This window comes from Arthrobacter sp. U41 (assembly GCF_007679325.1).
Classification (GTDB): Bacteria; Actinomycetota; Actinomycetes; order Actinomycetales; family Micrococcaceae; genus Arthrobacter.
The window spans coordinates 160322-181447 of the sequence record NZ_VEGI01000007.1 but is presented as its reverse complement, the minus strand read 5'-3'; the positions used below and the strand labels follow the sequence as shown (position 1 = coordinate 181447).

At 67.4% G+C, this 21126-nt stretch carries 12 protein-coding genes, 1 tRNA gene and 1 pseudogene; 3 read left to right on the top strand and 11 right to left on the bottom strand.

Annotation, left to right across the window (positions count from 1 at the left end):
• Positions 1 to 212: 212 nt before the first annotated feature.
• The 3 genes and pseudogenes from FS787_RS17355 (at position 213) to FS787_RS17345 (ending at position 2489) form a co-directional block, all read left to right on the top strand.
• On the top strand, positions 213 to 1709 hold the full coding sequence (locus FS787_RS17355) for an SDR family oxidoreductase (protein WP_144674392.1): 1497 nt from the start codon (positions 213 to 215) through the stop codon (positions 1707 to 1709).
• Positions 1710 to 1758: 49 nt separating this feature from the next.
• Positions 1759 to 2256 carry a DUF2505 domain-containing protein gene (locus FS787_RS17350; RefSeq protein ID WP_144674390.1) on the top strand — a complete coding sequence of 166 codons (498 nt, stop codon included), beginning with the start codon at positions 1759 to 1761 and terminating at the stop codon, positions 2254 to 2256.
• Between the two features lie 3 nt (positions 2257 to 2259).
• Positions 2260 to 2489 (top strand): annotated as a pseudogene (locus FS787_RS17345) (SCO4848 family membrane protein).
• Between the two features lie 124 nt (positions 2490 to 2613).
• Here the strand turns inward: FS787_RS17345 and sufU are convergent.
• The 11 genes from sufU to FS787_RS17290 all read right to left on the bottom strand — a co-directional run bounded on the left by sufU (position 2614) and on the right by FS787_RS17290 (position 20922).
• Positions 2614 to 3084, bottom strand: a complete 471-nt coding sequence (sufU, locus tag FS787_RS17340; RefSeq protein ID WP_144674388.1) for a Fe-S cluster assembly sulfur transfer protein SufU — start codon at positions 3082 to 3084, stop codon at positions 2614 to 2616.
• A 12-nt stretch (positions 3085 to 3096) separates the two neighbouring features.
• Positions 3097 to 4401: a SufS family cysteine desulfurase gene (locus FS787_RS17335; RefSeq protein WP_395940367.1), complete on the bottom strand. Its 1305-nt coding sequence runs from the start codon at positions 4399 to 4401 to the stop codon at positions 3097 to 3099.
• 105 nt (positions 4402 to 4506) lie between these two features.
• Positions 4507 to 7200 (bottom strand): LuxR family transcriptional regulator, encoded by a 2694-nt coding sequence (locus FS787_RS17330; protein ID WP_144674384.1) that lies wholly within the window; start codon positions 7198 to 7200, stop codon positions 4507 to 4509.
• Positions 7201 to 7260: 60 nt separating this feature from the next.
• On the bottom strand, positions 7261 to 9996 hold the full coding sequence (locus FS787_RS17325) for a LuxR C-terminal-related transcriptional regulator (RefSeq protein ID WP_144674381.1): 2736 nt from the start codon (positions 9994 to 9996) through the stop codon (positions 7261 to 7263).
• 944 nt (positions 9997 to 10940) lie between these two features.
• The gene (locus FS787_RS17320; RefSeq protein ID WP_144674379.1) at positions 10941 to 13589 is read right to left on the bottom strand and encodes a LuxR C-terminal-related transcriptional regulator; all 2649 of its coding nucleotides are present in this window, start codon (positions 13587 to 13589) and stop codon (positions 10941 to 10943) included.
• A 43-nt stretch (positions 13590 to 13632) separates the two neighbouring features.
• The gene (locus tag FS787_RS17315) at positions 13633 to 16374 is read right to left on the bottom strand and encodes a helix-turn-helix transcriptional regulator (protein WP_144674377.1); all 2742 of its coding nucleotides are present in this window, start codon (positions 16372 to 16374) and stop codon (positions 13633 to 13635) included.
• A 189-nt stretch (positions 16375 to 16563) separates the two neighbouring features.
• Positions 16564 to 17151, bottom strand: a complete 588-nt coding sequence (gene pth, locus FS787_RS17310; RefSeq protein WP_144674375.1) for an aminoacyl-tRNA hydrolase — start codon at positions 17149 to 17151, stop codon at positions 16564 to 16566.
• Positions 17152 to 17262: 111 nt separating this feature from the next.
• Positions 17263 to 17862, bottom strand: coding sequence for a 50S ribosomal protein L25/general stress protein Ctc (locus tag FS787_RS17305; RefSeq protein WP_144674373.1), 600 nt, complete (start codon positions 17860 to 17862; stop codon positions 17263 to 17265).
• A 298-nt stretch (positions 17863 to 18160) separates the two neighbouring features.
• Entirely contained in the window at positions 18161 to 19141 is a 981-nt protein-coding gene (locus tag FS787_RS17300) for a ribose-phosphate diphosphokinase (RefSeq protein ID WP_144674371.1), read from the bottom strand.
• A 6-nt stretch (positions 19142 to 19147) separates the two neighbouring features.
• Entirely contained in the window at positions 19148 to 20638 is a 1491-nt protein-coding gene (glmU, locus tag FS787_RS17295; protein ID WP_144674369.1) for a bifunctional UDP-N-acetylglucosamine diphosphorylase/glucosamine-1-phosphate N-acetyltransferase GlmU, read from the bottom strand.
• 212 nt (positions 20639 to 20850) lie between these two features.
• Positions 20851 to 20922, bottom strand: a tRNA-Gln gene (locus FS787_RS17290).
• Positions 20923 to 21126: the final 204 nt, after the last annotated feature.

Genomic DNA, 21126 nt, shown 5'->3' with positions numbered 1-21126 from the left:
TGGCCACAGCATCGTCGTGGGGCCTTTGGAAATTCTTGGGACGCGTGGGCCGCCGGATGCGGAGGGTGGTAGAGAAAGACGTAGTGTTCCCTGTGTCTGATGGGACGTGGCTGCTGAACGGGCTGCCCGAGGGGACTCTGCCGCGCCTGACGGGTCCGGCGCGGTGATTGCTAAGCTTGCTGTCCGAGCTGTACCACCTCCGAGGAGACTCCATGAGCGACAATCCACGTACGGTGCTGGTCACCGGCGCCACCGGCTACATCGGCGGGCGGCTGGTACCGCGGCTGCTCGAGGCCGGACACACGGTCAAGGTCCTGGTCCGGACGCCGGCGAAAATCGCCGGCGTGCCCTGGCTGGACGACGTCGAGGTGGTCCAGAGCAGCCTCGACGACGGCGATGCCCTGCGCGAAGCCCTGAACGGCGTCGACGTTCTCTATTATCTGGTCCACTCCATGGCGGCCGGGTCGGGCTTCGAATCCAAAGAAAAGGCGATGGCCGAGACGGCGGCGCGGGCGGCGGCCGACGCCGGCGTGGACCGGATCGTCTACCTGGGTGGCCTGCACCCAGCCGGCGCCGAACTCTCCACCCACATGAGGTCCCGCGAGGCCGTAGGGAAGGTCTTCCTGGACAGTCCGGTGGACGCCATCGTTTTCCAGGCCGGCGTCGTGATCGGATCCGGTTCGGCGTCGTTTGAGATGATCCGGCACTTGTCCGAGACGCTGCCCCTGATGCCCGCCCCCAGTTGGGTGCGCAACAAGATCGAGGCGATCGCGGTGCGCGACGTGTTGCACTACCTCGTCGGGGCGGCATCGCTCGACGGCCCGATCAACCGCACTTTCGACATCGGCTGCCGCCAGGTCCTCAGCTACGCGGGCATGATGCAGGAATACGCCGCGGAGGCCGGGCTCCCGCGCCGCGTGGTGCTGGCGCTTCCCATTCCCGCGCCCAAGCTCGCGGGCATGTGGGTCGCCTTGACCACACCCATTCCGCTCTCGATGTCCCTGCCGCTCGTGGAGTCGCTCCAGCACGACGCCGTCTCCCGGGAGCACGACATCGACGCGTACATCCCCCCGCCGGAAGGAGGACTCACCCCGTACCGCCGGGCAGTGGCCCTCGCCCTGGGCAAGGAGCGCGACGGCCAGGTGGAAACCACGTGGGCCAGCGCCGGGGCCGACGCCGATCCGCTTCCCTCCGACCCCGACTGGGCCGGCCACCTCGTCTATCTGGACGAGCGCAGCTACTCCAGCGACGTTGATCCCAAGCACGTCTGGACCATCATCGAAGGCATTGGCGGGCAGAACGGCTGGTACTCCATGCCCTTGGCCTGGCGCGTCCGCGGCTGGTTGGACAAGCTGACCGGCGGAGCCGGGCTGCTGCGCGGCCGGCGGCACCCGCACCTGCTGGCCGAGGGCGAAGTGGTGGACTGGTGGCGGGCGGAGCGGATCGACCGCGGCAGGCTGCTCCGGCTGCGCGCCGAAATGCGGGCGCCTGGCCGGGCTTGGCTGGAGCTGTCAGTGGAGCCGGAGGGAACCGGCAGCCGCTACCGCCAGCGGGCCATCTTCTTCCCCAAGGGTCTCAGCGGTCGCTTGTACTGGCTGGCGGTGCTGCCGTTCCACAGCCTGATTTTCCCGGCCATGTCGCGAAACATCACGGCCGCGGCGAAGGCCCTCCAGGATCAGGAATCGGAGCCTGCCGGGCACACCGCGTAGGATGTTTGGAGCCCGAAACGACCCGATCCACCCCCACGGAGGACCCCCTATGGCTTTGAGTGCATCCACCAACCTTCCGCACAGCGTTGACCGCGTCACCGCAGTTTTCGTGAATGAGGATTTCCTGCGCCACACGAGCGAGCTCGTGGGCGGCACCCTCGAATCCTTCGCCGTCGACGGCGACACGGCCGGCGCCTTCAGCACCACCACCGTGCGGACCATCCCGACCACCCGGATGCCGGACATTGCCCGGAAGTTCGTCGGCGAAAGCCTCAAGGTGACGCAGCTGGAGAAGTGGGACGCTCCCGCCGCCGATGGCTCCCGGCTCAGCAACATCACCCTGAAGGTCTCCGGCGCCCCGCTGGATGTCAATGCCGTCCAGCGCCTCGTCTCCGACGGCGGCAGCACCCGGATCGAGCTTGAGGGCACCGTGACGTCCTCGGTGCCTTTCCTGGGCGGCAAGATCGCCGAAGCGGCCGAACCGATGGTGGGCAAGGCCCTGAACATCCAGTCCAAGCAGGCCCAGGCCTGGCTCGAAAGCCACTAGCGCATGGAGCTGCCGGCAGTCCTGTCCGTCGTCCTAGTCGTGGCCGGGGTGTGGTCCCTCGCGGTCTGGCCGCAGTTCCTGCGCCGGGTGATGAAGGACCCCAGGACCCCAGGTCCCGGGACGCTGACGGCAAGGCCACCCGTTTCCTCACCGTCCACGTTGTCCTCGTCAGCATTTCCCTGTTGCTGGGGGCGGCGACGGCGGCCATCGGGATTGCCGGCCTCGTCGGCTAGCCGGGCTCTTCTTCTGGACGGGCCCTTCTTCTGGCCGGGCTTCGCCCGGCGGGCCCGAAGCAAAAACGGCCCGGCACCCGAACAGGGTGCCGGGCCGTTTTGTGTTGGCTGCCGTTTTGTTTGGCTAGGGTGCCGGTGTGCTGGGGGCGAGTGCCTGGGCGAGGGCATCTTCGGCGGCCACCCAGGAAATCATGGCGCACTTCACCCGGGCGGCGTATTTCGAGACGCCTTCAAAGGCTGACGCGTCACCGAGGATCTCAGGATCTGCGGCCAGTTTCCCGCGGGATCGCAGAACTTCGCGGAAATGGTCGATGACTTCCGTGAAGCTGCCCACCTCCATTCCCTCGGCAAGGTCGGTCAGCACGGAGGCCGATGCCATGGAAATCGAGCAACCGGCTCCGTCCCACCGCAGCTGGGCGACTTTTCCCTCCGACACCGCCACCCGGACCGTGATCTCATCCCCGCAGACCGGATTGAGCTGGTGGGACTGGCCGGACGACGCCCCGGCCGGAACGGGCGTCTCCGCCAGTCCGCTGCCGGTCCGCAGTTTGGCGTGTTCCAGAATGATCTGCTGGTACAGCTGTTCAAGGCTCATGCGCGGCTGTCCTTAAGCTCCAAAGTAGGCGCGGACCCCGGCGACAGCCGCGAGGAACGCGTCCACGTCGGACGTCGTGTTGTACAGGTAGGTGCTGGCGCGCGTGCTGGCTGTCAGGCCCAGGCGGCGGTGCAGCGGCTGCGCGCAGTGGTGGCCGACCCGAACCGCGATTCCCTTGCTGTCCAGGAACTGTCCAACGTCGTGCGCGTGCACACCGGCGACGTCGAAGGACGCCAGGCCGATCCGCTCCTGTCCGGCTGCCGGGCCGAGGACGCGCACGCCGGGAATGGTTGCCAGACCTTCGACGAGGCGTTGCCCCAGCAGCGATTCCCAGGCGTGGACACGCTCCATCCCGGTCTCGGTAAGGTAGTTCGCCGCGGCCGCGAGGGCGATGGCCTGGGAGACTTTCTGGGTGCCGGCCTCGAACCGCTGCGGGGCGGGCAGGAACGCGGCGCGCTCCATCGTCACCGTGGTGATCATTGATCCGCCGGTGAGGAAAGGTGGCAGCGCGTTCAGCAGTTCGGACCGGCCGTACAGCACACCGATGCCGGTGGGACCCAGCATTTTGTGTCCCGAGAGGACCGCGAAGTCAACGCCGAGGTCCTGCACGTCCAGCGGCAGGTGGGGCGCAGACTGGCAGGCGTCCAGCACGGTGAGGGCACCCGCCTGGCGGGCCATCGCCACAAGCTCCTTGACCGGGTTGATCGTGCCCAGCACATTGGAGGCGTGGCTGAAGGCGAGGACCCGGGTGGCCGGGCCGATGATGCCGCCGGCAGCGTCGAGGTCCAGCACGCCCGCGTCGTCGACCGGGATGAACCGGAGCCTCGCTCCGGTCCGTTCCGCCAGCTGCTGCCACGGGATGAGGTTTGCGTGGTGCTCCATCTCGGTGACCACAATCTCGTCGCCGGCGCCCAGGGCGAACCGTGCGGCCGGGGCACCCGCGCCGGGCAGGGACGAGTTCAGGAACGCGTAGCTGAGCAGGTTCAGGCCCTCGGTGGCGTTGGAGGTCCAGATGATCTCATCCGCTCCCGCGCCCAGGAAGGCTGCGAGTGTTTCGCGGGCATCCTCGAAGGATTCCGTGGCCTCTACAGCCAGCGAGTGGGCGCCGCGGTGAACGGCGGCGTTGCGCTGCTCGTAGAACTCCTGTTCGGCTTCAATGACGCTGAGGGGGTTCTGCGACGTCGCACCGGAGTCAAGATAAGTCAGGGGGTGCCCGCCCACGGACCGGGAGAGGACGGGGAAGTCGTTGCGGATTCGCAGCACCTCGTCGTCGGTCAGTGCAGGCGTGAGCACGGCCTGGGACTCTGACGTGGGCACAAAAACCACGCTGGCCTCCTCGGTTCGGGGTCAAATGGACTACTATCCATCATCCCACGGAACGGGACCGCGGATTCTGCTGCCGGCCCCGGGCCACCTGCCGCATCAGGGCGGGTGCGGATCGCCGCCCGGGTCCATCAGGTCACTGCGCCGGCTGACGCCCAGCTTGGCGAAGAGGCGGTAGAGGTGCCCTTCCACGGTCCGCTGGGACACGTGGAGCCTGCTGGCAATCTCGGCATTCGTGGCTCCGCCGGACACCAGGTCCAGGATTTCGGTTTCCCTGGCGGTAAGTTCCGCGTCCTGTTCCGGCCGAATGAGGTCGATGTGGGCAGCCATCCCGGCCGCGGTCATCCGGTTCTGGATCTTGCGCTGGACTGCGAGCAGCTTCCGCTTGTCGGTGGATTCCGCGAGGCACCGCTCGGCCTGCTGCGCGGCTTCGAGAGCCAGAAGCACGAAGCCGCCGCGCAGCGCCTTGTCGCTGATCTGGACGAGCTCGGCGTCGTCGGAGTGCAGCACGGCGAGCGCGTAGTCGTGCAGCATTTCCGCTTCCCGCCCCTCAACCCCGGAGCTGCTGACGGCCAGAGCGTCGGCGGCCCCTGCGTCTCCCCGGCGCACGGCAAGCCGCCGGATATCGGTCTCAATGCCCTGCAGCCCCTGCCGACTGGCCTCCGCAGCAAGACCCGCGAGCCTCCTGCCGGCCGCCCCTGCTCCGCCGGGCGCTCCCCCGGCCGCAGTTGAATACGCCTCGGCGAGCAGCGGAACGGACCCGGGCCCGCGGTACCGGGCCAGCCGGAAGGCGGCCGCATGCTCCTCGGCCTCCTGCGTGTGACCCACGGCCGAAGCGGCATAGGCGGCCAGGGCATGGGCAAAGGGCAACAACTCCCAGGGATCGGCAATCGTGAGTTCCTCCACACCGAGAACCAGTTCGGCGCTACCTTCGGGCATGCGCCCCTGACGGACGCGGGCGAGGCCCCTCATCAGGTGCAGGATGCCGCCGCTGAGCAACAGCCTCGACGGGTAGTGGGCCTCGTACTCATCGAGGGCTGCGGCGAGCGCCTCCCATTCCCCGGCCCAGTTCATGGTCAGGCTGTAGCGCACCAGGAGATCTTCATAGACAAGCGGCAGTGCCTTGCCGGCGCTTTGCGCTTCCTGCCAGGCCTCCCGGGCGAGCCCAAGACCCTCCGCCATCCTGCCTTTGGCGCAGAGCAGTTCCGCGAGCAGCGACTCAGCTGTCAGCTTGATCTCGGGGCGCTCCCCTGCGGCCGCAACCAGCTGGCTCAGTCCGCCTTCACCGTCCATCTGGACCCCGGAAGGCTGGCTTCCGGCAATCCCGGCCCCCACGGCCACCGTGGCAAGGTCAAGCCACGATGGTCCGATGGCGGCGTCAGGGTGGAAGGTGACCCGGCTGTTGTGCAGCGGACCGGCGTCGGGTGCTCCGGCGGGACCCGCCACGCCGGCGGAAGCACCGCCGCCCGGCGGAGCCTTCGACCGTCCCCGCAGGCGCGCGGATAACAGCGCCGCCAGATAACGGGACGTATCGTTCGGAACGGGTTCCGCGAGTTGCAGCAATTTTGCGGACTCGGCGCCGTCACCCAGCAGGTACCGCGCATAGGCCATCTGCAGCCGGGCTTCGGGAATCATCGCGTCATCGGATATGGCCTCCGCGGTCCTGAGCGCGGTCTGCGCGTCGAGGGCGACGTTGGCAGCGCAAGCCGCCGTGAGGAGCTCCTCCGCCGGTACGTCGGCTCCGCAGTCCAGGGCCCACCGGACCCGGTTCAGCAGGGCGTCCGGGGGCACAGATGGTCCGGTCGGCAGTGACACAAAACTGGCGCGCAGTCCTGCGCTTCTGCCGGCCGGAACCCAGCGGCGAATGATCTCGCCGATCAGGGGACTCGCGGCACGGACGGTGCGGTCGGCGCCTCGTGAGACGGTGATGATTCCGGCCATCTCCAGGGCGTCGACGGCTTTCGGGCCACCGAATCCCAACAGCTGGCCGAGGGAAAGCGGTCCCGCCAGGGCCACGATGGCGGCGGTTGTCCTTTCTTCGGGTGACATCGACCGCAGCTCGTGGCCGATCAGGTCCGCGACCGGGATATCGGACAAAACGGGTCGGGAGAGGAGGAACCAGATGCCACGGCGCAGCCCCAGGGCCCCGGTATCCCGGGCGTGTTCGATCAGGGACAACAGCATAAAAGGGTTCCCGGCGGAGGCATCGGCCAGGATCGCGGTGGCCCAGGGCGAGACATCGGCGCGGAGAACCTGCTCGCAGAGCTGGTGCACCTCGGCCCGCGTGAGTGGCTCCAAGTCGAATTTCGCGAGGATCCCGTCATCCCAGAGGGCCAGGAATTCCTCGGGGATAAGCAGTCCCGGCCGGCACGTGGCCAGGACGTTGGCGGCGCCGGTGGCGACGGCCTGGGCAACAAGCTGGGTGGTCCCGCGGTCCAGGCGCTGGGCGTCGTCAATGACGAACAGCGGCTTGCTGGGCTGCGCTTTGATGCTGTCTGTCACGGCCTTCACGACGGCGGCGAATGAGTCCAGATCCTGTGCCGGCAGCTCGCCAAGGTAGGGCGACAGCGCGCCAAAAGGCACCGCCGACAGTGCCGGTGTCGCTGCTAGTCGAATCACGGCCGTGTGAGGCTCCAGTTCGCGGATGACCGCCCTGGAGACTGCGGTCTTACCGGTGCCCGGGTTGCCGACGATGAGGGCACCGGACATCCCGCCATCGCGCAGGCAGCGGAGGATTTCCTTGACGACCCCGGACCGGCCGACCAGAGTGGCTGACTCGCTCAGCCCTTCCACCTGTGGCCCCTCCTGCGGCGCGGCGGATCCCACCGCCCGGAGGATAGGGAGCCGGGCCGGTTAGCCGAGGCGTGCGTGTTCCACAGGTCCGGAGATGACATCTTTGAGTTCCGACCTGCTTGCGACGTGCAGTTTCGCGTACACCTGGTACAGGTGCCCTTCAACTGTCCGGACAGAAACGTGCATCTCGTCCGCGATTTTCCGGTTGGATGTACCCGCGGCCGCCCTCACGGCTACCTCGGATTCCCTGGCTGTCAGTGTCGAGGTGAGCAGGGAAAGCACACCGTTCCTCGGGTTGCCGAATCGGTCCTCGAGGGACTGCTGCGTTCGCTGGGCCATCCGGAGGGAAATTCGGTTGCCCGCGTCGTTGGCGCAGCTGACTGCTTTCCTGGTCGTATCCCTGGCGAAGACCGCATGGCCGGCAGCATCGGCATCCTTGGACGTTGCCAGCAGTTCCTCGCTGTCGGAATTCTTCAATCCTTCCGCGAGCCGAGCGCACAGGCCGGCGAAGCGCCCGGAGACCTGGCCCGCAAGATCGGCGAGTTTCTGGCTTGCCTGGCGGTCTCCCACCCGGGCTACCGCGGCGAGGAACTGGAGCCCGGTGGTAAGCGCAGAGGCTTCGGTGTCACTGTCGGCTTCCTGCTTCAGCGCGCGCAGCGCCTCGGTCTTCTGGCCGATTTCCGCCTTCGCGGACAGCTCGAAGTACCGCGTCATCCGGTTCACCAGCCACGATGCCCTGGGCAGCGGGTCCTCAACGTCCACCAGCAGCGCCCCGGCCTTTTCCTCATCACCCTGCAGTGCGAAGGCATAGGCGCAGGCCGCAACTGCAAGTCCGGCGACCGCATCGGGATCGTGCATCCTCAGTTGCCAGACCCCGGACTGGAGGCGCTGCAGTGCCCCGGTAACGTCACCGCGATGGAGGTCGACGATTCCCTGTCCGATCTCAAACATACTGCCCAGCCGGGGCTGCGCGTCCCAGACCTCCGCGGTGGCCGCCATGAAGTCCGCGGCGTCCCGGAACTTTGCCGACAACAGCAGAATCAGCAGGAACCGTCCCCGGATGTCGCGAAGCAACGCGTCGGGCAGATCCAGGAAGCCGGCGGCAAGAAGGACCTGCCGGCCCAGCACCACAGCACCCAGGACGTCGCCGGTGACCGCCTTCGCTTCAGACAGCAGGCTCGCCGCCCGGATCTTGGCTTCGCTGCTCAGGTCCGTGGAATCCACGTCCTGGAACATCTGCAGGACATCACCGTACCGGCCTTCGAAGGCTGCCAGCTCTGCGTAGGCCAGGCGAACGCGCTCAGCCACCGAACCCGGCCCGTGTCCGGTGTCCCCGGCTACCGTGAGCCGCAACTCAATCTCCTGCAGCCGGGCCAGCGCAGTTCCGGCCGCAGCCGGGCTCCGCCTGTCGAGCTCGGCCCACAGCAGCTGCAGGGACGCCCATTCATCCAATGCCAGTTCCTCGCCCGCCCGCTTTTCGACGCCGGCCAGGACGCGCCGGGCCGCTTCGTCGTTATGCAGGGAGATCAAGGCCCGGGCGGATTCGACGGCCACGTCCGTCAGCTTCTCCCCTCCGGCGATTTCCCGGGTAAACCTCAGGGCCGACTGCGGATCGGACTCCTTGTTCGCGATGCGGGCCGCCGCCAGCGCCAGCTGGGGATCCACTTCTTCACCGCAGTCGAGTGCCCAGGCCACCGCAGTGGACCCGGTGTATTCGTCCAGGTCCAGGTCCTGGAGCACAGCACCCAGCCGGCGGCGGAGTTCCGCACTGCGTCCGGGCGGCACTACGCTGGCGACGATTCCCGCTGTGACCGGGTTGGTGATGCTCACCATGGGCGGGTGCTCATGGCTGACCCGGATCAGCGCCCGCTCCTGAAGGGTGTCGATGTCCTGCGCCTTGGACACGTGCATCAGAGTCTGCAGGGGCAGGGCCCCGGCGAGCGACAGAAGCTCAAAGACGTCACGCTGGCCCGGACTCAGCCGGTTCAGGCGGGCCTTGAGCACGTCCCGGATCTCGCCGGCCAGCGCCACCGGCCTGTCCCCCAGGACCCACGAGTCCTCGTGGCGGACAATGACTCCCAGCTTGATCTGCTCCCGGGCCAGGGAGTGCAGGAAGAGCGCGTTGCCGCCGCTGGCGTTCCAAAGGGCTCGTGCCGCCGTGTGGGAGAAGTGTCCGCCGTATTCCTGGGCGAGGCTGTCCGCCGTTTCACTGAAATCGAAAGGACCAAGGTCCACCCGGCGCAGCAGGTCATCCTTCCAGAGCCCCATGATGTCGCTGCCCAGGTTGGGCAGGTCAACGCACGCGGCGAGCAACAGGACGTGGCCGCCGGCGCAGAGCTGGGCCACCATCATGGTGGACAGTTCATCGAGGTCATGGGCATTGTCGACAAAAAGTACGATGGTGCGGCCCTGGGCGCGGGTATGGAGCAGCTGTGTCAGGCCACGCAGGACCATCAGCGGATGCTCAAGGTGGGAGGAATCCAGTTCGTTAAGAAGTACGCTCAGCGCACCGTACGGAAGCTTGGAGGAAATGGAGCTGCCGCGGACCTGGACCACCAGGTAGTCATCACCGAGCTGTTCAAGTGCCCGCTGGGCAATAAAGGACTTTCCGGCCCCGTGTTCCCCCACAATCACCGCCCCGCAGCCGGTTCCGGAGGTCAGAGCCGCGACGACGTCCAGGACGGTCTTGTGCCGGGTGTAACGCTTCTGGTGCCACCCCTTCCCCTGCTGTTGGGCGGCTGAAATCACATCTGTTCTGCCGCTGCCCGCAGGCAGGCCGGCTTCTTGCTGAAACATGAGAGAGACCTTCGCAATCAAAGTATTGACTACCGATAGGTCCAATTTATGGATGCGGGGATTTATCGGGATGCGTAAGTGCTACTCGATTACCAACGTGGTGATCGGCCGGGGGCTACGCAGGTGTACTCAGAATCCGAGGGCCCCCACGATTACAAAACCAAGTAGTCGGAGCTGCCGTGCCCGGCTCCCGGGCAATATGCCATTCTCCGCACGTGGACCAGGGCTCCGGAACCGGCGGCATCGGTGCAGCTCAGGCCCGGACGGTGCCGTGACGCTGCGGGCCTCAGCCTGCTGCGAGCGTCTGCCACCCGGTGGGCGACACAGTCCTGGCACGGCCGCCCGGGCTGCGGGCGGCCGAGCCAGGACTGCGGACCGTAAAGCTAGGGAGCCGACGGCGGCTGGGGGGAGGAACCTCGGTCTCAGAAGGTTCCGACGCCGTCGGCTCCGTCAAAGGGGTTCACGCTCCAAGCGGAACCAATTGGGGAGACCATGGAAGAAATTTAGTGTCTACTGCACCAGAGCGGGAGATCCCCAAGGCCGGCGATCCTGGCAGCTTCATCGGAGGGCCTGGGCCGCTTCCGCATTGATGGCTCCACGTTCAACGTCCTTTGTCGGGTGGTACTGCCCGGGTAAATCCTGATGGGCGGGAGAATCCTGGTGGGTGATTCCTGATGCCTGAATACAATTTAGCGAACCGGACGGCACCGGGGCACCGGTAGTCCGTACTCGAATTCGTGCCGGGTTCCGAACGAACCGGGATCGAGGGTACTTGTCACGGCAACGGGCACCTGACGCTTGCGCGGTCCGGCTACGCGGTCCCCGTACGCGGGTGGCCCGGAGCCTACTTGCCCGTTTACCCGGCCTTACGCACGCCGGGGCGGGTGAAGGGAGTGTTTCTGCAGCGTGCCGGGCATCGGCGACCCGGAAGATGGTCACGTTGGCTAGCCCGGGGACACACCGGGCAGCTGGTCCCGGCCGCTGACGTTGAGCTTGGCATAGCTGCGGTACAGGTGGCCTTCGACCGTTCGGATGGACACCTGCAGCTCGGCGGCAATCTGGCGGTCGCTGAGGCCGCGCACCGCCAGTGCCACAATGTCGCGCTCCCGGCGCGTCAGCACGCCAAGGGCATCGGAATCGGGTTCCGGCTCCTGGCCGTCGACGCTGTCCATCCGGTCCAGGCACCGCTTGCGCTGGGACAGCGCCACACGCTCCCTGAGGGTGTCCCCGGCCGCCCGGTATCCGACCGCAGCCGCATCGTAGGCCAGCGCCGCGAAACCCCACAGCTCGGCGTCTTCGCAGCTCTTGGCGGCTTCGAGATGGTCTGCAGCCAGGCCGGTGCGGATCGCAGCCGCATAGTGGCCGATGGCAGCTGCCCTGGGACCCTCGAGATCGGGCTGCAGTTCGAGCACCCGGGAAGCGGCATCCCGGTCCCCCAGTGCAAGGCAGAAGGCGAGTGCATCGAACTCCAGGCCCGCCGTGGAGCCTCCGCCCTTGGGACGGCCCAGCGCCCGGAGCTCGTCAATGGCGCCCGGATAGTTGCCGAGCCTGGCCTTGCCGTAGGTGACTGCCATTTGCGAGAGAATGCGCAGGTAGCGTGACACGGCCCGCGGCGCAGCCTCGTAGTCGGCCAGGAATGCCGCAGCCTTGTCCTTGGCCCCGACGTCGGCGGCGGCGGCGAAGGCCATCGAAGAGGTCAGTGCGAAGAGCTGCTGGGGATCTGCGAGCCGCAATGACTCCAATGCCGCGCTAAGGGTGTGCAGGGCCTGGGCAGCCTTGCCCTGGTACAGCAGGATGACGCCGTGCGCGGCGTGGACTCCCCCGCCGAACGAAATGCGGTTGGGCCCGGGCCCGGCTGCTACCCCAGCCAGGAGCGTCTCTGCTGCTTCCCAGTCGCCGCCGTGGATGACCGCTGCTGCCGCCCGGGCCACGAGGAATTCAGCCAGGAAATACAGTTCGTCGTGTCCGGAGCCCGCTGATTCCAGGGCCTCGGAAACCGTCGCGAACGCCTGCACGGCCTTCCCCTGGACGAGGAGCTGTTCCGATTCCAGGGCCAGCCTGAACGCAGCCTCCAGGGTGTTGGCCGGCGGACCGGCCCACACGTCGGCCTGTGCGCCGTCACCGTCCGGGTACTCGCCGGCCAGCGCGAACACCATCGCGTGCATGGTGGCATAGCGCTCCCGCGTGGCCTTGAGGATTCCCTCCGCGTCCTCGGGGTTTTCCTTGGCCAGTCGCTCGCCTGCCTCCAGGAGGGCTCTGGCGCGGTCCATGATGTCGGCCGGGCTGTATCCGAGCGCGGCCTGCACGGCAGCCCACATCAGGGTGCCTGTCAGCAGGACCGCCACGCTGAGGCCCTTGGCGAAGTCGGCCTCCAGGATGTCCCGGGCGGCGGCATAGTCCGAGGTGTTGAAGTATGTCCGCGCGGTCACAGACCGTGCCGCCACCTGGAGCTCAGGATCCTTGATCAGGGCGGCGGCCTTGCGTGCCAGCTCGTCCTCGTAGAGCCGGCTGGCCAGCACGGCCGCCCGCAGCAGCTGCCGGTCATCGACCTCTGCCCCGCATTCCATCGACCAGCTCACCTGCCGGAGCAGGCCTTCCGCCGAGGTCGGTTCGCTGTCCATGAGCCGGAGGAGGCTCTGCCGGAGCTGGAGGCTGCGCGCCGGAGAAATGAGGTTGCGCAGGGTGTCGGCATAGATCGAGTGCCACAGGCGCAGTTGAGGGTGGGGTCCCGGCGTGACCCTGATCAGTTCATGTTCAATGAGCACGGCAACCGGATCCTGGCCCACTGTGGACTCGATCAGCTCGCGGGACACCGGTTCCGCGAGGGCAATCAGGTTCAGGGCCTGGCGCTCCTCCGGCGAGCGCCGCAGTAGCTGCCGGCGCACGACGTCGGACAGTCGGTCCCCGTGACTGTTCAGGGGACGCCCCAGCAGCCACACCCCGTTGCGCTGCAGTAGTGTGCCGTCCTTTTTTGCGTCGTCGATCAGGCCGTTGAGCAGCAGCGGGTTGCCCTCGGAGGCTTCCCAGAGGATTTCAGCGACGTTCGGCAAGACCTGGGATCCCAGCTCGCGTTCCAGAATTTCCGTCGTCTGCCCCTGGGTGAGCGGGCGGAGGTCGATCCGTTCGGCCATGCCTTCAAACCACAGCTGCAGCAGTGGGTCCGGCAGACCCGGCCGGGTGGCCGAGGCTACAAGCAGTTTCGCCCAGCCGGCGGCGGCCAGTTCCACCAGGATCCCTGCGGTGGCCTCGTCCAGGTCATGGGCGTCGTCCACGATCAGTAGCAGGGGCATCTGGGAGGCGCGGCGCTCTTCGTCCAGCCGGGACCAGAGGGTCCTGAGCACCGCGAGCTGTGACGTGGCCTCCTGAACGGGCAATTCAACGATAAACGGACCCAGCACCCCGTACGGCACGTTCGTCAGCGAAGGGCTGCCGTGGATGCGGACCGGCGTGACAGTTGTTCCCAGTTCGGCCACCACGGCGTCCAGGAGCGTGGATTTGCCGATCCCGCTGTCCCCGAGCAGCAGGACCGCGACGTGCGTGCTGCCCCGGATCGCCTCCACCGCCGAGCCCAGATCCTCCACACGGCCGGTCAAGGCGTTGGATCCCCCCGCCTCATCGGGAGCAGCTGCGCGTTTCCTAGATGAGGCCAAGCAGATCACTTCGCGAAGAAACTCCCAGCTTGGTGAACACCTGGTACAGGTGTCCTTCCACGGTCCGCACGGAGATGCCGATGGCCAGGGCGATGTCCTTGTTGGAGACCCCGTTGCCGGCAAGGGTGGCTATCTGGCGCTCCCTCTCTGTGAGCAGCGGCCCCTTGTTCCGGGGCATGATCGGCAAGGCCGGAACGGAACCCGCAAGGCTCTCCAGGATGGCATGTGCGGCGCTCGCTTTCCCGCTCAGACCCGCGGCCTTGGCGAAGTCGAAAGCGAGGGCGGCGCACCGGGCCTGGACGGCGTCAAGTTCCATGGCGGCTGCCTGGCCGGCGGCTTCCAGCATGATGGCGGCATCTTTTTTGCGGCTGCCGACGGCGACGGTGCGGGAGAGTTCCGCCAGCGGACCCTGCCGCAATGCTGCGATCTCTTCCATGAACTGGAAGTCCCTGGCGGTGCCGTTGACCGTCGCGCCGAGCATGAAGATGCCGGCCAGGGTGTACCGGCCGCGCCGGTAGTGTTCCTCGGCCGAACGCACCAGCCGGTCTTTCGCCTCCGGATCACCAAGCCAGCGCGAGGCCATGTCCATGCAGAAGTCCGCGGAGCTTCGGACCGCGAAGCGGGCTGCTCCCTCTGCTGACCGCGCCCGGTCCAGATAGACCGTGGCCTGCACGGAGTTCCCGGTCTGGGCGTAGGCGAAGGCGGTGGCCGCGTAGGCCTGCCGCAGTGAGTGCAGGCTTGCCCTGACTTCGAGCTGCGCTATCGCGGCCAGGAGCGGGTCGAGGGCCATGTAGCCGCGGCCCGCATAGACATAGGCGAGGCCGACGGCCAGATCAGTGGGCGCGCTGCCGGAATGCAGCCCGTGGCCTGCCCGGCCGCTGGCGTCCTTGAGCATGTCGATGCTCTGGCGCCACTGTCCGGACAGCAGCAGCACGTTGAAGGATCTCCACGCGAAGTTCTCGCGGATCCGCGGGACGTTGGACCACTCCCCGAGCTGGCCGCCGATGTCGCGCATCAGCTTGCGGGCTTCAAGTTCCTTGCCCGTCATGCACAGGGCTTCCATCAGAATGATCGCGGACCTCAGCCTGTGCACCGGATTCTCGTCATCCGTTTCCGACGAGGCCGCCGCGGTGAGCCGGTCCATCATAGGCGCGTAGTCACCGACAAAGGAGAGATAGTTGAATTCGCAGAGGTCCAGGCACAAACGGGCGCGGGTCAGCTCCCCGGCCGGTGCCGGCGGGCCGTCCTCACCGAGCTCGTCGAGATGCTGCCGGCCCTGCCGGATCAGGTCGGGTACCTGCCCGGTCCGGTCCTCGAGCCACGACATGCAGTCGGCCTTGGCGGCAATCAGCTCCGCGTACGCTGCCGCGCCGAGGGCGCTGATCTGTGGTTCCGACACATCGTCCAGGGCAGCCATCGCCTGCAGCGGCAGTCCGAGCTGCAGGTAGGCCGCGGACTTCTGCAGCTGCCCCTCGGTCCATTCCGGGTCCGCCGGACTCAGGCTGCCGGCGCACTTGAGCGCGAACTTCGGGTCGAAGAGTTTGACGGCGGCGCCGGCAGCCGCCACGGCGTGGGCCGGCGCAAGGGGCGCGTCGCAATCGTGGGTCCATGCGGCGTACGCCAGCAGGTCCTCCACAGTGAGCTCGTTCAGCTCGTCCTGCTGGTGCCCCGGTACCTTGTCGCGCAGTTCCAGCCGGCGCTCCACACTGAGCCAGTTCCGGACGATGTCGCCCAGGTAGCGGTCCCCGAGCGAAACGAGATGCCGGTCCGTGCGGTCAACGACAATCTGGCCGGCGTCTTCCATGTCCGCTATGACCCCGGGGCTGTACATCCGTGCGAGCCTGGCCAGCGGCAGGGTCCGGGCGCAGGAGAGCACTTCGATGACCTCCCGGGCCACCGGCGTTTCCCGGGCGTACCGGGCCCGCACAATGTCTTCCAGTGCGGTGCGGCCGTCCAGGACCACCTCATCCACCAGGGTCCAGACGGATCCGGACAACACGAGGTTGCCCCGTTCAATCTGCTCGGAGACAACGGCCTGCAGCAGGGTCGGGCTGCCGCCGACAAGTTGGTGCAGCTGGCTCGCCAGCGCGCTGGAAACCCTGTGTCCCAGCGCGGCCTGGAGCACTTCGAGGGTCTCGACCTCCGTGAGGTTGGCGAGCCGGACCTCAGCCAGCTGGCCGGAGGTGATGAGCCAGTAGAAGTCCGGCGGCAGGTCCGTCGTGCGCTGGGCGGTGGCCACGAGCCGCGCTGTCCGGGTCTGAAGCAGGTTGAGCAGGACGCCGGTACTTAGTTCGTCCAGTCCGCCGGCGTTGTCCAGCAGGATGACGCACTTGCGTCCGGCGGCATCGTCACGGATCCGGGAAGTGATGCCGTGCAGGATGGCAGTCGGCGAGCCGAGGGAACTTTGCGGCAACCGGGCGAGCGTGAAGGCGAGGCACCCGTAGGGAGTTGCCGTTCCGGGTCCCGGGGTGCGGAGCTGCAGCGTGTAGACGTCGGGGCCGAAGCCTGCCACCGCGGCGCGGCCCACCTGCGTCTTGCCGACGCCGCGGTCGCCGGTGATGACCACGCCCATCCGGTCCTCCGCGATCAGGGCGCTGCGAACCCGGTCGGCGTCGGCATTGCGCGCGAGACCTGACCACCTGTGCCGGTCCAGCGGACCGGATGCAGGTTCTTCGGCGGGTGCCAATGTAGTGGAAACATTCCCCCAGCCCAGCGATTCCCTCGACATCTTGTTTCCTTTGTACCGCTTTGCGGACAGCAAAACTGAGACCGTCCACCTAGAAGTAGCGTATCCCTATCCCCCGACATGAGAGTAGAGCGATCATAACGGCATTTCAGGAAGCTTGGAAGCAATTCGCCGCGTCGGTGGCGCCGCGTTACGCGGTGCACCGCACCGGATTTCCGCGGCGTGTTTGGGCTAGGGTGTCTTCGCGGGGTGGAACTGTTGCTGCGCGGCAAGCAGGCCGTCCCGGACCAGGACCTCCACCGCGTCGGCCGCTGTGTCGACCAGGAACGGCAGTTCTTTCTTCTCCGGGCCGGAAAAATCCCTCAGCACAAAGTCGGCGGTATCCATCCTGCCCGGCGGGCGGCCCACACCGACCCGGACGCGCAGGTAGTCCTTGGTGGCAAGGGCCTTGCTGATATCCCGGAGCCCGTTGTGTCCCCCTTCGCCGCCGCCGAGCTTCAGCTTCACCGTGTCGAAGGGAATATCAATCTCATCATGCACGGCGATGACGTGGCCGGGCTCGATGTCGTAGAACTTGGCCAGCGCCGAGACCGGCCCGCCGGAGACGTTCATGTAGCTCAGCGGCTTGGCAAGCACCACCCGCGGACCGCCGATGCCAAGCCGGCCTTCCAGGACGTGGGCCCGTGACTTGTGGGATTTAAAACCGCTCCCGATCCGGGACGCGAGTTCGTCGAGGACCATCTGGCCCACGTTATGCCGGTTGTGGGCATACTCCGCCCCCGGGTTGCCGAGGCCTACGATCAGCCAGGTGTCAGTCATGCGTGGGTCCTTCGCTAAGGCGGGCAGGGTCCGGGCGCCGGGTCCCTGCCGGGCGGAGACGACGGCGGCCGGGCCCCAAAGGGACCCGGCCAGCGGAGGATTTCGCCGGAATTACTCGGCTGCTGCCTCGGAAGCTTCGGCGGTGGCCTCTTCGGAAGCCTCTTCCTCGGTGACCTCGGTGGCCTCGGAGATGTTGACCACGAGTGCCTCGGGGTCAGCCAGCAGGACGGAGCCCTTCGGCAGGACCAGGTCGGAGGCGTGGATGTGCTCGCCGGCGCTGCGGCCTTCGATGCTGACCTCGACGGCGGTCGGCAGGTGGGTGGCCTCGGCCTCGAGGGAGACGGTGGTCATTTCCAGGTTGTGGACGTTGCCCGGAGCCAGTTCGCCACTGAGGTGGACGGGGACGTCAACGGTGACCTTCTCGCCGGTGCGGACGGTCAGCAGGTCCAGGTGCTCGATGATCTGCTTGATCGGGTTGCGCTGGATGTCCTTGACGAGGGCAAGGTGCTGTTCGCCGTTGATGTCCAGGGTCAGCAGGGCGTTGGCGGTGCGCACGGCCAGGGTGGTGGCCTTCGCCGGCAGGGTGATGTGGATCGGCTCAGCGCCGTGGCCGTAGATGACGGCCGGGATCAAGTTGGCCATGCGGGCGCGGCGGGCGAAGCCCTTGCCGAATTCGGTGCGGACTTCTGCTGCGAGCTTCTGCTCAGACATGGATATCTCCTCGTTGGATTTCAAGCTGTGGGACTAAACGGTGCTCAGCAAGGGCGGAGGTCTGTTTACGACCTTCAACGCCGGGCTGCTCTGCAGCGGCCCTTCAGAAGGAGATTCAGACCCAGTCGATAACGGATACCAGCAGTCCGGTTGACCGTGCATACTGTCTGCACACGGCGTACCGGCGCTCTCCCTCGCCAAGGTTTCGGTTCTAGGCTACCAGTGCGGGGCCGCAATCAGGAAAACAGCCCCGCACCGGCAGGCGGTTGAGCATGCTCAAGCCGCGCTCCATGGAGACCTACGCGTTGCCGTCGAACAGGCTGGTCACGGAGCCGTCGTCGAACACTTCGCGGATGGCGCGGGCGATCAGCGGTGCGATGGACAGCACGGTGAGCTGCGGGAAGCGCTTGCTGGCGTCGATCGGCAGGGTGTTGGTGACCACAACCTCGCGGGCGCCGGACTCGGACAGCCGCTGGGCCGCCGGATCGGAGAACACCGCGTGTGTTGCCGCGATGATGACATCCTTGGCGCCGGCGTTCTTGAGCACCTGGACGGCGCCGGAAATGGTTCCGCCGGTGTCGATCATGTCGTCGATCAGGACGCAGGTGCGTCCTTCGATCTGCCCCACGACCGTCTTGGAGACGGCCTGGTTCGGGACGGTGAGGTCGCGGCTCTTGTGGACGAAGGCCAGCGGCGCCCCGCCGAGGCGCTCGGCCCACTGCTCGGCGACGCGGACGCGGCCGGTGTCCGGGGAAACCACCGTGATGTCGTCGGCGCCGACGCGGGTGCGGATGTAGTCCGCCAGCAGCGGGATGGCCATGAGGTGGTCCACCGGTCCGTCGAAGAAGCCCTGGATCTGCGAGGTGTGCAGGTCCACGCTCATGATGCGGTCGGCGCCGGCGGTTTTGTACAGATCGGCGACCAGGCGTGCGGAGATGGGTTCGCGGCCGCGGCCCTTCTTGTCCTGCCGGGCGTACGGGTAGAACGGGGACACCACGGTGATGCGCTTGGCGGAGGCCCGCTTGAGCGAATCGATCATGATGAGCTGTTCCATCAGCCAGTTGTTCAGCGGGGCGGGGTGCGCCTGGATGACGAAGGCATCGGTGCCACGCACGCTCTCGCCCGCCCGGACGTAGATCTCACCGTTGGCGAAGTCGTAGGCATCCAGGGGCAGCAGCTCGGTTCCGAGCTCCTTGGCGATTTCCCTCGCCAGCTCAGGATGCGCGCGTCCAGCGGCAAGCACCAGCTTCTTCTCGCCGTGTGCCGTAATTTCGCTCATTATTTGCTAGCCCTCTTCTGTAGTTGCCGGAGTACTGGAGGAAGTCGTGGTGGCGCCGGCCGCCTCGGCCAGGGACGCAGAGAGCGAGTCCGGGCGGTTTGCGAGGACCCAGCCCTCGGCGTTCTCCTGCTTGGCCAGGGACAGGACCAGGGCACCGGGCGGCACGTCGCGGCGGATGACCGCGCCGGCGCCGCTGTAGGCGCCGTCGCCGACCTGGACGGGAGCGACGAAGACGGTGTTGGAGCCGGTGCGCACACCGGACCCGATGACCGTGCGGTGCTTCTTCTCGCCGTCGTAGTTCGCGGTGATATTGCCGCACCCGATGTTGGTGTCCTCGCCGATTTCGGCGTCGCCGGCGTAGCCCAGGTGGGAGAGTTTGGAGCCGCGGCCGATGGTGACGTTCTTGGTCTCGTAGAAGGCGCCGATCTTGCCGGTTTCTCCGAGGACGGTGCCGGGCCGCAGGTACGTGAACGGGCCGACGCTCGCCTTGGCGCCGATCGTGGAGCCGGACCCGTGCGTGCGGATCACTTTGGCGCCCTCCCCCACCTGGACATCGGTGAGGGTCGTGTCGGGGCCGACGACGGCGTCGCGCGCCACCGTGGTGGTGCCGTGCAGCTGGATGTTGGGCAGCAGCCGGACGTCCTCGGCGAGGGTGACGGTGGCGTCGATCCAGGTGGTGGCCGGGTCCACGACTGTGACGCCGGCCCGCATCCAGGCCTCGACGGTGCGCCGGTTCAGTTCGGCGCCGAGGGCCGAGAGCTGGACCCTGTCATTGGCGCCCTCCACCTGCCAGCGGTCTTCAGTGACGACGGCGGCCACACGGCCTCCGGCGGCACGGGCCAGGCCGAGCACGTCGGTGAGGTACTTCTCGCCCTGGGCGTTGTCGGTGGTGACGTGCGCCAGCGAGTCGCGCAGAACGGCGGCGTCGAAGGCGTAGATGCCCGAGTTGATCTCCCGGATGGCACGTTCGGCGTCGGTGGCGTCCTTGTGCTCCCGGATGCCGGAGACCGATCCGTCCGCAGCCCGGAGGATGCGTCCGTAGCCGGTCGCATCGTCCAGGACGGCGGTGAGGACGGTCACGGCGTTGTTCCCGGCCTCGTGGCTGGCGACCAGTTCGCCGAGCAGCTGCCCGGTAAGCAGGGGGACGTCGCCGTAGGTGACCACCACCGTGCCGCTGACCTGCTGCTGGGGATGAAGCGCGTCGAGGGCGTCGAGGGCGGCTTCGACAGCGCGGCCGGTTCCCGGGATCTCGTCCTGGTCGACGATCAGGGCTGCCGGATCGACGGCGGCGACGTGGGCAGCCACGAGGTCGCGTTCATGCCGGACGACGAGGGCCAGCTCCTGCGGCCGGATGGTGCGGGCGGCATGCAGCGCGTGGCCGACGAGGGACCGGCCGCCGATTTCGTGCAGGATCTTGGGGGTACGGGACTTCATCCGGGTACCGGCGCCTGCAGCCAGGACGATGACGGCGGCTGGGCCTGTGTTCTCGGGGCTCACGTACGGGCTCTCCTTGCTCTGCGGCTTAGCTCATGCCGCTGCTTGGTGGATCTGGGTGGCCGGCGGCTGGGGCCTGGTAATGCGCTTTGGTTGCCGGATCCTTGCGGCTTGGGCCGCCCGGACACCGGTCGCGGCGCCAGATTCATCCTACTGGACTCATCCCGGGCCGCGCCCGCCGGGTGCCGCTTTTACGGTGCCGCGACGCGCAACAGTTCCGCCCATAGGACTCGAACCTATACTCCACGGCTCCAAAGGCCGGGGTGCTGCCATTACACCAGGGCGGACCATGCCAAGGCGCTGAGCCTGTGGCACGAGAGTCAATTCTGCCATACTGCGTTGCCGCCAAGTTTTGCGGGGATGCCCGGAGCACGGTCACCCGACTTACGCCGGGTGATCTGGGGCATGATGGAGCGGTGAGCAACAGCGCAGGGGCATCCGGAGCGGCGGAGGGCCGCGGCGGCAGGCCCGCACGGGCTGCCGACTTCGTG

Bases quoted from the DNA above. Each gene is read 5' to 3' on its own strand.
- FS787_RS17315 (WP_144674377.1), bottom strand. From the start codon at position 16,374: ATGTCGAGGGAATCGCTGGGCTGGGGGAATGTTTCCACTACATTGGCA.
- FS787_RS17355 (WP_144674392.1), top strand. From the start codon at position 213: ATGAGCGACAATCCACGTACGGTGCTGGTCACCGGCGCCACCGGCTAC.
- FS787_RS17300 (WP_144674371.1), bottom strand. From the start codon at position 19,141: ATGAGCGAAATTACGGCACACGGCGAGAAGAAGCTGGTGCTTGCCGCT.
- FS787_RS17350 (WP_144674390.1), top strand. From the start codon at position 1,759: ATGGCTTTGAGTGCATCCACCAACCTTCCGCACAGCGTTGACCGCGTC.
- pth (WP_144674375.1), bottom strand. From the start codon at position 17,151: ATGACTGACACCTGGCTGATCGTAGGCCTCGGCAACCCGGGGGCGGAG.
- FS787_RS17305 (WP_144674373.1), bottom strand. From the start codon at position 17,862: ATGTCTGAGCAGAAGCTCGCAGCAGAAGTCCGCACCGAATTCGGCAAG.
- sufU (WP_144674388.1), bottom strand. From the start codon at position 3,084: ATGAGCCTTGAACAGCTGTACCAGCAGATCATTCTGGAACACGCCAAA.
- FS787_RS17325 (WP_144674381.1), bottom strand. From the start codon at position 9,996: ATGTTTCAGCAAGAAGCCGGCCTGCCTGCGGGCAGCGGCAGAACAGAT.